Origin of the sequence: Flavihumibacter sp. UBA7668 (assembly GCF_002483205.1) — a bacterium.
Lineage (GTDB): Bacteria > Bacteroidota > Bacteroidia > Chitinophagales > Chitinophagaceae > Flavihumibacter.
On the sequence record NZ_DLHM01000004.1, the window covers coordinates 488236 to 502320 of the forward strand.

Here is a 14085-nt window from a genome sequence, read left to right on the forward strand (position 1 = left end):
TTTTAGCAATAAAACCGAACACACATGAGAAGCAACTGTTGGGCATTGTTCTTGCTGTTATTTTCTTCTGCAGTAGTTGCCCAAAAAAAACCACTGGATCATAGCGTATATGACCAATGGCAAAGTATTGGTGAACGCATCCTTAGTGCTGATGGTAACTGGCTGGCATACACGATAAATGTTCAGGAAGGTGATGGTCAGTTAGTAATTCAATCTGTAAAAAATCAGCAGATATGGAAAGTACCCCGCGGTTACCAGGCAAGCTTTAGCCACGACAGCCGTTTTTTGGTAGCTCGTATAAAACCACTCTTTAAGGATTCCAGAAAAGCCCGGATAGCAAAAAAAGGTCCGAACGATGTACCTAAAGATTCTCTTTATATGCTGGAGCTGGGTAAAGGCTATGAGCAGCGGATACCGGATGTGAAATCCTATCAACTTCCTGCGAAAGCCGGTGCTGTTCTTGCCTATCATTTATGGAAGACGACTCCTTTGCCAAAGGAATCCAACATTGATTCTCTATCCCGCCTGCAGGATTTGCTGCGCAAAGCAGATAGTCTCCGATTCCTTTCAGATAGTCTGCGGAATAAAGTAAATGAAGCCAGAATTAAGGGAATGACATCTCTTCAGCCGGTTAAAAGTTCAGTTACAAAATCGAAACGCGAAACGGTGGAAGAAGGAACTGAATTGGTGGTACGTGATTTGGTTTCCGGAAAAGAATGGCGACATAAACTGGTGCTTGAATACAAGCTGGCAGATTATGGTCAGGCACTGGCAATTGAACAGAGCAGAAAAAACAGTGATACATTGAGTGAAGCTGTTTTATTGTTTCAGGATTTTACTGCAGATCGGATTGATACCATTGCCAAATCTTTTCAGGAAGCAAAACTTTTTACGTTTACAGAGGCAGGTAATCAGCTGGCTTTTGTAATTCAGAAAGACAGTACGGCCAAAGCGCTTAAAAAATATTACCAGCTTTACCATTATACAAAGGGAAATGGTAAGGCTGTCGAATTAGTTAACAGAATGTCCGATGGCGTTAAAAAAGAGCAGGTGATTAGTCCGGATTTTTCCATTTATTTCAGCAAAGATGGGAAGCGATTGTTTTTTGGCCTTGCACCTGATCGTCCGGTTAAAGATACCAGTCTGGTTGATTTTGAAACAGCCAAACTGGATGTATGGAATTATAAAGACGATTACCTGCAACCACAGCAACTGGTAACACTTTCTGCCGAATTAAAGAAAAGCTGGCAGACAGTGTGGGATCTTGATAAAAGGCAACTCATCAACCTGGCAGACGATAGTTGTGAAATTGTGATGCCATCAGATGAAGGCAATGGAAATTTTGCAGTGGGTATGAGCAATGCCGGATTAAGAATTGAACAGCAATGGAAAATGGATGGTGCTGTTCGATTGTACAGAGTAGATATCAGAACAGGCAAACGCACACTTATTACGCCCCGAGCCAGTCGATCTACCGTACGGATTTCTCCGCAGGGTAACTATATTGTTTGGTATGATCCAAAACAAAAACACTGGATTTCCTATAGCAACGAAAGGTCAATTTCAAGCGTAATTTCTAAATCAATACCTGTTCCTTTATATGATGAGGACCATGATACACCTTCGGATGCACCTCCGCATGGAATTATGGGATGGAAAGAAGCTGATGAGAGCCTTTACATCTACGATAAATACGATGTATGGGAAGTGGATCCTGCAGGCAGGTCAGCAGCAAAAATGATGACCAATGGATGGGGAAGAAAAAATAAAATAACAGTAAGAAATGAACAGCTGGATCGTGACCAGCGTTTTTTGAAACCGGGACAACCACTCTTATTCCAGCTCTTTGATCATATGTCAAAAGGGTATGGATGGCTGTCGTATGAATTTGGAACTTCATTTAAACCGGAAGCAGCCACCTCGTTGATTCATGCATCTATTGTAGACGGGGCAGTTAAGGCGAAGTCAGCAGATGATCTGCTCTTTATTCAACAAAGTCCGGCAGCGTTGAATTTGTACACTGCAGGATTGAAAACGGTGAATGATAGTTCAACCTACAGGCAGGTGAGTTCACTAAATCCACAGCAGAGCCAATACCATTGGTTTACCGTGGAATTACATAAATGGAAAATGCTGGATGGTAAAATGAGTGAGGGCCTATTGTACAAACCAGACAATTTTGATCCTTCCAAAAAATATCCGGTTATCTTTTATTTCTATGAAAAAAATGCAGACCGACGCTACAATTATATTGAACCAATGCCGGTTAGAGCATCTGTAAATATTGCCTATTATACCAGTAATGGATACCTGGTATTTGATCCGAATATTTATTATAAAACCGGGCAGCCGGGTGAGGATGCCTATAATTCAATCGTTTCAGCAGCAAGGTATATGTCGAAATTCCGGTTTGTGGATTCAACCAAAATGGGCTTGCAGGGGCATAGCTGGGGTGGTTACCAGATTGCGTATCTGATAACGCGAACCAATATGTTTGCTGCAGCGGAAGCCGGTGCTCCGGTTAGCAATATGACGAGTGCTTATGGCGGCATTCGTTGGGGAACCGGCATAAGCCGTCAGTTTCAGTATGAGAAAACACAAAGCAGGATAGGTGCGAATCTTTGGGAAAAACCGGAACTCTATATAAAAAATTCTCCCTTATTCAGAGCTGATAAAGTAAAGACTCCGTTGTTGATGTTGCATAACGATAAAGATGATGCTGTTCCCTGGTACCAGGGCATTGAATATTTCACCGCATTGAGAAGATTGGGCAAACCGGTTTGGATGGTCAATTACAATGATGAATTGCATGGTATCATTGAACGAAAAAACAGGAAGGACTGGACCATACGGATGGCACAATTCTTTGATCATTACCTGAAAGGCGCACCTGCTCCCAAATGGATGAAAGAAGGTGTTCCTGCCACCTTAAAAGGAATTGAATGGGGACTTGATTATTAAGATATATACCGAACCAGGCAACGCTTGGCAATTGGTAAAAAAGTTTCGTCCACCGGAAAAGAAAGAGTTGAATTGATGGTATACACTGCCGGATTAGGAAGCTCTTTCTTTTCTTTTATCAAAAGCCCCTTCATGTTCTCGAATGTATTGCTGATGCTTCGCTGCCATTCTGCAACAAAGGAGGTTTTTATTGCCCGATACTGCTCATCATGTTTTTCAAATATGCTTAAACGGTAGTAGTAGATCAGCGTTTCTTTTTTTGTAGAATTCGCCAGAAAAAAATAGCCTTCTTTATTATCCAAAGGGATGAGTCCCACTGGTTCTATCTGAATTTTATCTTCTACAAATTCGAAAATCTCCGTTCCGTTCCGAATGGTGTCTTTCATTTTTCCGGTGGAATAATGAATGATGTTTTCCAGTTCTTCCATCATCTCATCATCTTCAATCATTTGTTCATAAAGTAATTGCAGTTTTTCCAGTTGAATTCCGGTAAGCCGCTTGGGGAACTGTTCCTGCAGGAATTTTTTGTTCTCCCGAAACTGAACCAGGTTGTTGTAGTGAAAGATGATGTCTGCTAATTGGGGGTATAGCTTGTTTTCATTGAAATGACTGTTTACCTCCTTCAGATAGGCGAGCAGGGTATATTTTTTCAGTTCAAAATCGATGTATCCTTCAGCAAACCAGGTTTGGGATAATGTTTTCATGGTGAACTAATTTGTATTAATTTACTGAAATTGCTGTTAAAACAACGTTTATGAAACAAATCCTGCCGGTTCTTATCCTTTCTTTTTTGTTAACGGCCTGCAGCCAGAAATATTATATTGTACGCCATGCCGAGAAAGCGCAGGAGTCAACCGGTAATGCCATGCATACTGCTGGCAATCCTCCTTTATCAGCTGCCGGAGAGCAAAGGGCGAAGGATTTGGCAGAGCGCCTGAAGCAGGAAAAGATTCAGCAGATTTATTCCACCAATACAAGCCGAACGAAGCAAACGGCAACACCAACTGCAGAAAGATTTTCTCTGCGCATTGAAACTTATGGCAAAATAGATTCCGCTTTTATTCAGCAGTTGAAATCACTCAAAAAAAACACGCTGATTGTAGGTCATAGTAATACAGTAGATGATTTGGTAAATAAAATGACCGGAGAAGCAATACTGACAGATTTACCGGATGAGGCTTATGATAATCTCTACATCCTTACCAAAAAAGGGAAAAGGCTGACACTTGTTCAATCCAAGTATGGTCAGCCCTCTCCGCATTGATCTATGTGTGTGTTAGAACTCGCGATGTGGATCAAAATGTTCCAGTTCCCTGGCCACGGCAGTGAGGAAAGTAGCACCCAGGCTGCCATCAATAATCCGGTGATCATAACTCATACTCAGGTACATCATATGACGGATGGCGATGGAATCTCCCTGCTCCGTTTCAATAACAACCGGACGTTTTTTAATGGCACCAACAGCCAGGATAGCTACCTGTGGTTGTGGAATAATGGGCGTACCCATCAGGCTTCCAAACGTGCCTACATTGGTTAAGGTAAAACTTCCGCCCTGTGTATCTTCAGGTTTCAGCTTATTCGTTCTCGCAGCATCGGCCAGCGCATTCACCTGTTTGGCCAGGCCAACCAGATTTAACTGATCTGCATTTTTAATAACAGGCACAATCAGGTTGCCAGACGGCAATGCAGTTGCCATGCCAATATTGATATCTTTCTTTACAATGATTTTATCGCCATCCACACTACTGTTCATCAAAGGATACTTTTTGATACAGCGTACGATTGCCTCAATAAAGAGGGGCGTAAAAGTTATTTTGGTTCCTTCCTGCTTAATAAATTGAGATTTCACCCGATCGCGCCAGAGAACCAGATTGGTTACATCCGCTTCAGTAAAACTGGTTACATGCGGACTGATTTGTTTGCTTTTAACCATATGGTCTGCAATCAGCCGGCGCATCCGGTCCATTTCAATAATCTCCACATTGGAGCCATAGGAGCTAATTGGTTTATCTGACCCATTGCCCGTTGGACTGGTAATTTTATGTTCCTGTACAATTTTCGGAGAAACAACAGGTTCAACGGCAGGAGCTGTTTTGGCTGTGCCTGCCTTTTTCTCTTCTACAAACTGGAGAATATCTTTTTTAGTAACCCGGCCTTCATTTCCAGTTCCCGGAATAAATTCCAGCTCTGCCATCGATACACCCTCACTGGCAGCAATATTCAAAACCAGCGGAGAATAAAAGCGGTTTCCATTGTTTTGAACTGTATGTTCGGACGGGGTTTTAACCGATTCCTCAATATAAGCCGGAACAGTCTCTGCTACCGGAGCTGGATGCAGATTTTCAACCACAGGTTCCGGGGTAATTTCCGGTGCAGCAGATGGTGCCTCTGCGTTTGTACGAATTCTTGCAATTACGGAACCGATCGGAACAACATCATTGGGCTGGTAAAGCAGTTCTTCAATAACTCCATCTGCTGTACTGGGTACCTCACTGTCAACTTTATCAGTTGCAATTTCCAATACGGTTTCATCCTGTTTCACGGTATCGCCCGGGTTTTTCAGCCACTTTAATACAGTAGCTTCCATTATACTTTCTCCCAATTTTGGCATTACCAGGTCAACTAGAGCCATAAGCGTTCAATGATTTGTGCGCCAAAGGTAAGGATTCGCTATCAATGTTAATGACTGTTAGTTTTTTCCAGAACTCTGACTGATTATAAATATTCTTAATAAGTTTAAAGCATTCGTGGCAGTTAATTCAATGTTGCGCCGACGATCAAAGCGGAAATTAAATTTCCGGGTAATTATTTCAGAATTGTTTCCAACAGCCACCCAAACCGTTCCAACCGGTTTTTCCTCGCTTCCTCCACCGGGACCCATAATACCACTTGTAGCAATTGCATAATTTGTTTTTAAGGATGCCAGCGCACCTTTCACCATTTGTACAGCAGTTTCCTCACTTACAGCACCCACCGATTCCAGTGTTTTTTCCGATACCTTAAGCAGCTCTTTTTTGACCTGATTTGCATAACTCACAATACTCCCTAAATAATAACGGCTTGATCCGGCTGCAGCTGTAAGTAACTGGGCTATATACCCGCCGGTACAGCTCTCCGCTGTTGAAAGGGTTTGTCCGTATTTCAATAAAAGGTTAGCCACCAACTGATCCATTGATTCATCTTTATTGGTCACCAGCACATCCGCCACCTGTTCCTGTAACAGGATAAATTGTTCATTGATGATGTCCTCAATATTTTTTTTATCATATCCGGATGCACTTAGCCGGAGCCGTACCATTCCATAGCTTGGCAGATAGGCCAGTTTGATAAAGGAAGGAAGATTGATTTCAAACTGGTTGATTCGTTCTGCAAGAAAGGATTCTCCAATACCCGCAGTTAACAGCGTACGATGCAGGATAATGGGCGGATTGAATTGTTTTAATAATTGAGGGATTACTTCACCGGTCATCAGCCCTTTCATTTCGTGCGGTACTCCGGGTAAGGAAACAACCACCTTATTGTTTTTTTCAAACCACATGCCGGGAGCGGTTCCGTTTGCATTATGCAACACTCTTGCTACGTCCGGAACCTCCGCCTGACGGGCATTTCTTTCAATCATGGGGCGCTTGTAGACATTTTCGAAAAGGTTGGTAACATGTGCCAATACACCAGGATCTGTTACCAGTTTGCCTCCAAAATACTCGCATAATAAGGGTTTGGTGATATCATCAGCAGTGGGTCCCAATCCCCCTGTGATTAAAACAATATCGGCTCTTTCCATTTCCTGATCAAGTGCAGTCCAGATGGCATTCCATTCATCACCAACAGCAACCCGTCGGCTAACGCTGATGCCTGCCAGATTTAATTGTTGTGCCATCCAGGCACTATTGGTATCAATAACCTGACCTATCAGTAATTCATCTCCAATAGTGATAATACTTGCAGTAAGTAATTCCATACAGTTGTTTCAATGAATAAAGGTAATGGCAAATTAGCTAGGCTGTTTTTTCCGGAATAGCTAAATTGCCGGATGCGATGGAAACAAATAATCGGGCTGCTTGGTTGGATGGGTCTAGGTTTTTCTGTTAATGCCCAATCGGTGCCTGAACAGCTTGAACAACAGGTACTGAAACTTGCCAGTGATCCGGCCATGAAACATGCAGCCATCTCTTTATCTGTACTGGATGCAACAACCGGTAAACCGGTTTATCAGTACAATGAACAAATGGGGCTGGCACCGGCAAGCACCTTAAAAGTGATGACTTCAATCAGTTCATTGGCTCAATTAGGTCCGGGTTTCCAGTTTGAAACTGAACTGGGATATACCGGAGAAATTAAGAATGGAATATTGACAGGTAATCTGATTATAAAGGGTAGTGGCGATCCTTCCCTTGGATCCTGGCGCTATTCATCAACAAGGGAGGATCAGGTGCTGGAATCCTGGGTAAAATGGATTAAGGAAAAAGGTATTAAAACCATTTCAGGAGACTTGCTTATAAAGGAGGATGGCTGGAATCAGGAAAGGACACCGGATGGCTGGATCTGGCAGGATATCGGAAATTACTATGGTGCGGGTGCCGGCGTTTTGAATTGGCGTGAAAATCAGTTTGATGTGTTGCTGGCTGCCGGTCCGGGCATTGGTACACCTGTAAAAATCATTGGAACAAAGCCGGAATTAGCTGATGTGGAGCTTCAGTCAGCGCTTCTAACCGGATCAAAAGGCAGTGGTGATAATGCCTATATCTATTTGCCCCCGGGATCAATAAAAGGAATTATCAGAGGAACCATACCGTTAGGGGAAGATCGGTTTAGGATTTCCGGGGCACTTCCTGATCCCGGAAAACAGTTGGCAGAACAATTCAAACATAAATTAACGCTGGGTGGGATATCAGTAAAAGAAACTGCAATACCGGTTGTTGGCGAACGTTGGAATGTATTGGGAAAAACATTCTCTCCGCGGCTGGATTCCCTGGTGTATTGGTTCATGCGAAAAAGCATCAACCTGTATGGTGAAGCAATGATAAAACAACTGGCATTGAAAGCCGGTAAAGAGCCTTCCACAGCAAAAGGAGTGGATCAGTTGGTGGATTTCTGGAAGGATAAGGGAATTGAAGCGGGTGCGCTTCAATTAATGGATGGGAGTGGATTATCGCCACAAAACAGGATTACATCCGATGCGCTTACCAGGGCCTTGTTTTGGTCGAGTCAGCAGAGCTGGTTCAATCAGTTTTTTGCTTCCCTGCCTGTTTATAATGGGATGAAATTAAAAAGCGGGTCCATCAATGGAGCCCGCGCCTATGCCGGTTTTCATACCGCTGCAAACGGAAAGAAATATGTTGTAGCCATTTTAGTTAATAATTATTCCGGATCAGGAGCCGCAGCTGTACGTAAACTTTATTCTGTTTTGGATGCATTGAAATAGGGGGAAAGCTTTTCATACAGTGCTGTTGGCATGCTTGTTTTTTCTTTGGTATCGGCTTTGATAAAATATAAAACCACTTTTCCAATCGTAAGCAGTTTCTGCTGTTCATTGAAAACTTCCTGCTGAAATTCAATCCGGTGATCTTCCGGAAGTTTCGCAAGGGTGGTGCGGATAGTCAGCAGATCATCATAATGAGCCGGCCGAAGAAATTTGGTATGTAATTCCACAATTGGCATTATTATGCCGATAGCCTCCATATCCTTATAACTCAAACCAAGCTGGCGAATACTTTCCGCTCTTGCAACTTCAAAATATTGGGCATAATTACCATGGTAAACCACATTCATCTGATCGGTTTCAGCATATCGGACACGCACCTGGGTCTCTGCTATATACATATTGGGTATTTCTTATGTTAAAGTTTTTATCGTCCCATCATTCTGTCTAAAGAGGCTCTGCCCGGACCAACCAGCAGGATTGCAAGGAAACCGGTAAGAAATAAAGCGGCTTTTTCACCTTCCTTAACATCATGGTTATGCGCCATGAAAAAAGCAATTGTCATAGCAATAACAAGCGGAATGGCCGCCAGTCGGGTAAAGAGTCCGGCTATCACCAATAAGGAACAGAAAACCTCTGCAAAGATGACCAGGAGCAGCGACCAGTCGGAACCAATATGAAAAGGATCACTGAATTTCGATTGTAAACTGGGGTATTTAACTAATTTTTGAAAACCATGATCAACCAGCATTAAACCTCCGAACGAAATTCTCATCAAAAAGCTCATGGTGTCAAATGCCCATTCCTGGTAACTGGTGGAAAGTAGTTTTTTCATTCTGGATTTTTTGTCAAAAATAGGCACTCGGTTGAAAGAATTGTTAATCATTTCAATTATCCACAGTTGTTTGGAACGTTATTTGGTCATAATTAAAATATTTGAAACCTTTACCCGGTTTCAAGTGGCCTTTGAAATTAAAATCATTAACAAGTGAGAAGATTCGTCGCATCGATTTTGTGCTGTTCCGTATTACAATTGGCACAGGCACAACAAACAGGATTTTTCACTGATCCCCAATCAGGATTTAAACAAGCGAAGGAATATTATCAGCGTGGGCAGTATAGCCTCGCCTATCCCATATTCCGTGAGTTACATCTTCGTTTAAGGGAACCCGATCAGACCAATCAGGCATTGAATTCTCAGGAGCTGCGTTATTACACACTCGCATGCGGACTGATGAAAAACGAAAAAGGTGCATTGGAGGAAGCTGTGGAATACGTAGAACTGGATAGAAATGTTAGCCGGGTTGAACTAATGAGTTTTCAACTGGGAGAATATTACTACCGTCAGAAAGATTTTTTCAATGCAGTAAATTTCTATGAAAAGACTTCATTGGAACACCTGGAAAATAATCAGGTGGCTACCCTTAAGTTCCATCAGGGGTATAGTTATTTCAATCTGCAAAGATTTGATCAGGCAAAGCCCTTGTTGGATGCTGTACGGCAAATGAAGAACTCTGAACATTATGTAGATGCCAATTATTATTTTGGTTTTATAGCATTTAAGGACAAACAATACCGTTCAGCGCTGGAATCATTCAGAGTGGTTGAAAATGCAGCCGAATATTCGGATGTAGTGCCGTATTATATTGCTACGATTCTATATATCACCGGCGATAAAGAACAGGCACTTCAATATGCAACCAATAAACTGGATAAAGGTAAAGGCTATTATGACCTTGAATTATCCAAGCTGGTTGGTCATGGCTGGTTTGAAAAGGGTGATTATGCGAAAGCCTTGCCTTACCTTGAAAAGTACGCAGCTTCTTCAACACCAGGAAGGCATGATCAATATGAACTGGCTTATAGTTATTACCAGGCCCGTCAATATGAAAAGTCTATAGAAGGGTTTAAAAAATTATCCGGCAAGGAAGATTCACTGGCACAGAATGCCATGTATTTATTGGGGGATGCCTATCTTAAAACCGGGCAGAAAGCCAATGCGCGGAATGCCTTTCTGTTTTGTGCCATCAATAGTTCCAATCCAACCCAACAGGAAATTTCCCGATTCAACTATGGTAAACTTTCTTATGAGTTAGGATACCATGATATCGCTTTAAATGAATTACAGCAATTTCTGGCCACCTATCCCAATTCCGGTTATACAGCGGAGGCACGGGAAGTGCTGGTTGGGGTAATGGCCAGTACAAGTAACTATAAAGATGCATTGACCTTACTGGAAAGTATCCGGCAGCCATCGGACCAGGTAAGGAAGTTTTATCCGGGTATTTTATATGGAAGAGCCACTGAATTAATCAATGACAATCGCCTGGAGGAAGCAGATTTATTGCTTGATAAAGCACTTAAAGCGCCCTTTAATACGGCTGTTCTTCCGCTTGTTCAGTTTTGGAAAGGAGAGCTGGCTTACCGTACAGGAGCAACCGAAGAAGCCATCGAATATTATGGAGATTATCTGAAGAATCCGGTTTCCAATAATGAAGTAAATGCAAGTCATGCTAACTACAACCTGGGTTATGCATACCTCAAAAAAGAATTGTACAAACAGGCTCAATTCCATTTTGAAGCAGTTGTAAAAACACCAACCGCCCGTTCCAGTCAGGTTGAACAGGATGCTTTTATCCGCATGGCGGATGCCATCTATATGCAGCGGGAATACAAAAAAGCAACCGGTTTATACGATCGTGCCATTCAATTAGGCTGGCCATCCAGTGATTATGCAAGTTTTCAGAAATCCATGATTGCCGGCATTTCCAGTACCAATGATAAAATCAGACAATTACAACAATTACAGCAGAAATATCCTGGATCTTCTCTGGTGCCGGATGCCAACATGGAAATTGCCCAATCCTACTTGTCAAACGAAGAGTATAAAGAAGCAATTCCTTATCTCAATGCGGTTTTGAAAAACAGTAAGAGTGAAGCACTGAAACCAAGAGCGCACCTGAGGGCAGGAATTGCACAATATAATCTGGGGAATAATGATGAGGCGCTGAAACAATACAATGCCCTGCTGGAACAATATCCCAATTCAACCGAAGCCGAAGATGCATTGGACAATGCCAGAAGTATTTATGTTGAAGAAGGACGTACCAGTGAATACATCGGATATGCCCGGAAAATGGGAAGAGATGTATCAACCAGTCAGCAGGATTCACTGGCTTATGCAGAAGCGGAAGTGCAGTTGAGTAATGGAAATTTTACCAATGCAATCAGCCGGTTTGATAATTACCTGAATACTTACCCGCAGGGTCGATATGTGGTAGAGGCAAATTATTATAAGGGTGAAATCCTTTTAAGCCGGAAAGAACATGCCCTTGCAGCAGCAGCTTATGAAGCCGTAGCCAGCCGGGTGCCTAATAAGTTTGGTGAAAAATCTTTATTACAGGCAGCAAGGCTTAATTTCTTTGACCTGAAACAATATGATAAAGCTGCTGGTCTGTATGCCAGTTTGAAAGAATTTGCAAGTACGGAGGAAAATAAACTGGAAGCCATGCGTGGTCAATTGAGAAGTGAATACCAATTGGCTCAATGGCCCAGGGCGGTTGAAAATGCCAAAGAATTACTCAAGGCAAAAGGAGCCAGTGCAGATGATAAATTATTAAGCAATATGGTATTGGCCAGAGCCGCACAGGAAGAGAAGAATTTTGATCTGGCGATCTCTTATTACAGAGCGGCAGCATCCGGCGGAAAAGGCGCATTCAGTGCAGAAGCCAGGTATGAAATTGCCTGGTGCCTGTTTGAACAATCAAAGTTTAAGGAAGCTGAAAAAACAGCTTTTGAAGTAATCAATAAAAGCGGTTCCTATGAAGAATGGGTAACACGCGCCTATCTGTTGTTAGGTGATATTTATATGAAACAACAGGATTTTTTCAATGCAAAAGCAACGTATCAGAGTATTGTTGAAAACGCTTCCATTCCGGCATTAAAAGAAGAAGCACAACGTAAGTTGAAAGTGGCAACGGAAGCAGAAAGCAAACAAAACAATATTTCTGCCAACAATTGATTCATTTTAAAGAAAGAGGATCCATGAACAATATGCGCGTAATTGGAAAAACAATCGCCCTGGGTGCAGGATTCATTTCACTTTGTTTAAGTGGAATGGCACAGGATAGCTCAAAGAAAAAGACCATTGATATAACATCCACTTTCAAACCTGTTTTGCGGGATGCGGTGAAGTTGAATTTTTCAGCAGCATTGCCGGCAATGGATAGTACAAAGCCGGTATTGAATTATTCTATTCCTGTTCAGCAGGTAAAACTGCCATATCAGCCGGGAACACTGAAACCTGTTGCCATGCAGATCGATTCTTTGTTCCCATGGAAAAATAGCCAGTATGTAAAAGTGGGGGCGGGTAATAACCATCTTCCCTATGCACAGGCAGGATTCAATTTTGGAGATGGCAAATCTTCCTTTTTGAATTTATATGGTGAAGTCTTTGCTTCCAAAGGAAAGCTCGATTTTCAGAAACATAATCTGGTGGATGTAACTGCCCGCGGGGGACAAATGATTTCTGAAGATCACCAGGTAACAGCTAAAGTCGGATTCAAAGGGGAGGATTATTTTCTCTACGGTTACCGGCCAACTACACTTGATTTTTCCAAACGCGAACTGAGACAACAATTTCAAACAATCGATGGAGAAATTACCCTAAGAAATACTGATCCGTCGGATTTTGGTTTGAGTTATCAGCCAAGTATCCGGGTGGTTTCCTTCCGGCATAAAAACGAAGACAGCAGTGCAAGAGAACAGAATTTCATATTCAAACTTCCTGTGCAGAAAACCTTTGGAAAAAGCTTTGGTATCAACCTGGCATTCATCGGCGATATGACACATTACAAAGCCCAGGATAAATCAGCTATCAAGAATAACCTGTTTCAACTGGCACCCTCCCTTTTGTTAAAGACACCCAATGTGTCTATTCAAACAGGGATATTACCTTCCTGGGATAATAGCGTATTTCATATGCTGCCGAATATCCTCGCTGATTTCACCACCAATGATAAACGTTTTACTTTCCAGGCAGGATATATCGGTTATTTCAATAAGGGAAGTATGCAGCGATTCTCCACCATCAATCCATGGATTGCACAGCCGTCGCAACTGCTGAATACCCGAATCGTTGAATTGTATGGAGGCTTTAAAGGAGTATTGGCCCAGCATTTCACGTATAATGCAAAATTGGGGGTACAAAAACAACGGAATGTAAACCTGTTTGTAAATGATTTCAGAGATGGTAAAACATTTGAAACAGTATATGCTCCTGAAATGGATGTTGTTACGGTTCATGGTGAAATCGGCTACAATAAAGGAGAGAAATTCGCTTTCTCTTCCGGCGTTACCTATAATAACTTTGTAAGCGTGGAAGGTCAGTCGAAAGCATGGGGACTATTCCCGCTTGAATTACATGCCAACCTTCGTTGGAAAGTAATCGACGATCTGTATTTTAAAACTGATTTCATTGGCTGGGATGGTCCGGCTTACCGGAATTTGGCAGGAGAAGACAGAAAAGGAGATCAGGCCTATGATTTGAGTGCCGGATTGGAGTTCAAAGTAACCAGGTCATTTGATCTCTGGCTTCAGATGAATAATATTTTGAATAACCGCTACGAGCGTTGGAATCAATACCAGGTATATGGATTTAATGTGATGGGTGGTATAATTTTTCGCTTTAATCAGAAATAAGAGAA

Annotated in this window: 10 protein-coding genes; 5 read left to right on the forward strand and 5 right to left on the reverse strand. The window is 42.2% G+C overall.

The genetic code is table 11. The features are described from left to right. The first annotated feature begins 24 nt into the window (after positions 1 to 24). Positions 25 to 2961, forward strand: a complete 2937-nt coding sequence (locus B2746_RS10250) for an alpha/beta hydrolase family protein (protein WP_290793066.1) — start codon at positions 25 to 27, stop codon at positions 2959 to 2961. Here the strand turns inward: B2746_RS10250 and B2746_RS10255 are convergent. After that, positions 2958 to 3665 (reverse strand): hypothetical protein, encoded by a 708-nt coding sequence (locus B2746_RS10255; RefSeq protein WP_290793069.1) that lies wholly within the window; start codon positions 3663 to 3665, stop codon positions 2958 to 2960. The genes B2746_RS10250 and B2746_RS10255 overlap by 4 nt on opposite strands. Positions 3666 to 3715: 50 nt before the next feature. On the opposite strand from B2746_RS10255, the gene B2746_RS10260 reads away from it, so the two are divergent. Then, positions 3716 to 4225 carry a SixA phosphatase family protein gene (locus B2746_RS10260; protein WP_290793072.1) on the forward strand — a complete coding sequence of 170 codons (510 nt, stop codon included), beginning with the start codon at positions 3716 to 3718 and terminating at the stop codon, positions 4223 to 4225. 12 nt (positions 4226 to 4237) lie between these two features. On the opposite strand, the gene B2746_RS10265 is transcribed toward B2746_RS10260, so the two are convergent. Together B2746_RS10265 and B2746_RS10270 are read right to left on the reverse strand one after the other, a co-directional pair. Continuing rightward, a complete protein-coding gene (locus B2746_RS10265) occupies positions 4238 to 5593 on the reverse strand; it encodes a dihydrolipoamide acetyltransferase family protein (RefSeq protein WP_290793075.1) in 1356 nt (451 codons plus the stop codon). Positions 5594 to 5650: 57 nt separating this feature from the next. Continuing rightward, a complete protein-coding gene (locus B2746_RS10270) occupies positions 5651 to 6919 on the reverse strand; it encodes a competence/damage-inducible protein A (protein ID WP_290793078.1) in 1269 nt (422 codons plus the stop codon). 72 nt (positions 6920 to 6991) lie between these two features. Here B2746_RS10270 and dacB point away from each other — a divergent pair, with 72 nt between their 5' ends. Beyond that, positions 6992 to 8383: a D-alanyl-D-alanine carboxypeptidase/D-alanyl-D-alanine endopeptidase gene (dacB, locus tag B2746_RS10275; RefSeq protein ID WP_290793081.1), complete on the forward strand. Its 1392-nt coding sequence runs from the start codon at positions 6992 to 6994 to the stop codon at positions 8381 to 8383. Here dacB and B2746_RS10280 read toward each other — a convergent pair. Both B2746_RS10280 and B2746_RS10285 read right to left on the reverse strand, forming a co-directional pair. Then, complete coding sequence (locus B2746_RS10280) at positions 8356 to 8781, reverse strand: acyl-CoA thioesterase (protein ID WP_290793083.1); 426 nt, start codon at positions 8779 to 8781, stop codon at positions 8356 to 8358. The two genes, dacB and B2746_RS10280, sit on opposite strands and share 28 nt — an antisense overlap. A gap of 26 nt (positions 8782 to 8807) precedes the next feature. Then, on the reverse strand, positions 8808 to 9215 hold the full coding sequence (locus tag B2746_RS10285) for a DoxX family protein (protein WP_290793086.1): 408 nt from the start codon (positions 9213 to 9215) through the stop codon (positions 8808 to 8810). Positions 9216 to 9368: 153 nt separating this feature from the next. Between B2746_RS10285 and B2746_RS10290 the strand changes: the two genes are divergently transcribed. Further along, on the forward strand, positions 9369 to 12401 hold the full coding sequence (locus tag B2746_RS10290; RefSeq protein ID WP_290793088.1) for a tetratricopeptide repeat protein: 3033 nt from the start codon (positions 9369 to 9371) through the stop codon (positions 12399 to 12401). Positions 12402 to 12424: 23 nt separating this feature from the next. Then, positions 12425 to 14080 carry a hypothetical protein gene (locus tag B2746_RS10295; protein ID WP_290793091.1) on the forward strand — a complete coding sequence of 552 codons (1656 nt, stop codon included), beginning with the start codon at positions 12425 to 12427 and terminating at the stop codon, positions 14078 to 14080. Positions 14081 to 14085 lie beyond the last annotated feature (5 nt).

What these genes read in the sequence shown, in the direction of transcription:
- B2746_RS10285 (WP_290793086.1), bottom strand. Translation starts at nt 9,215, where the DNA reads ATGAAAAAACTACTTTCCACCAGTTACCAGGAATGGGCATTTGACACC.
- B2746_RS10260 (WP_290793072.1), top strand. Translation starts at nt 3,716, where the DNA reads ATGAAACAAATCCTGCCGGTTCTTATCCTTTCTTTTTTGTTAACGGCC.
- B2746_RS10255 (WP_290793069.1), bottom strand. Translation starts at nt 3,665, where the DNA reads ATGAAAACATTATCCCAAACCTGGTTTGCTGAAGGATACATCGATTTT.
- dacB (WP_290793081.1), top strand. Translation starts at nt 6,992, where the DNA reads ATGCGATGGAAACAAATAATCGGGCTGCTTGGTTGGATGGGTCTAGGT.
- B2746_RS10270 (WP_290793078.1), bottom strand. Translation starts at nt 6,919, where the DNA reads ATGGAATTACTTACTGCAAGTATTATCACTATTGGAGATGAATTACTG.
- B2746_RS10280 (WP_290793083.1), bottom strand. Translation starts at nt 8,781, where the DNA reads ATGTATATAGCAGAGACCCAGGTGCGTGTCCGATATGCTGAAACCGAT.
- B2746_RS10295 (WP_290793091.1), top strand. Translation starts at nt 12,425, where the DNA reads ATGAACAATATGCGCGTAATTGGAAAAACAATCGCCCTGGGTGCAGGA.
- B2746_RS10250 (WP_290793066.1), top strand. Translation starts at nt 25, where the DNA reads ATGAGAAGCAACTGTTGGGCATTGTTCTTGCTGTTATTTTCTTCTGCA.
- B2746_RS10265 (WP_290793075.1), bottom strand. Translation starts at nt 5,593, where the DNA reads ATGGCTCTAGTTGACCTGGTAATGCCAAAATTGGGAGAAAGTATAATG.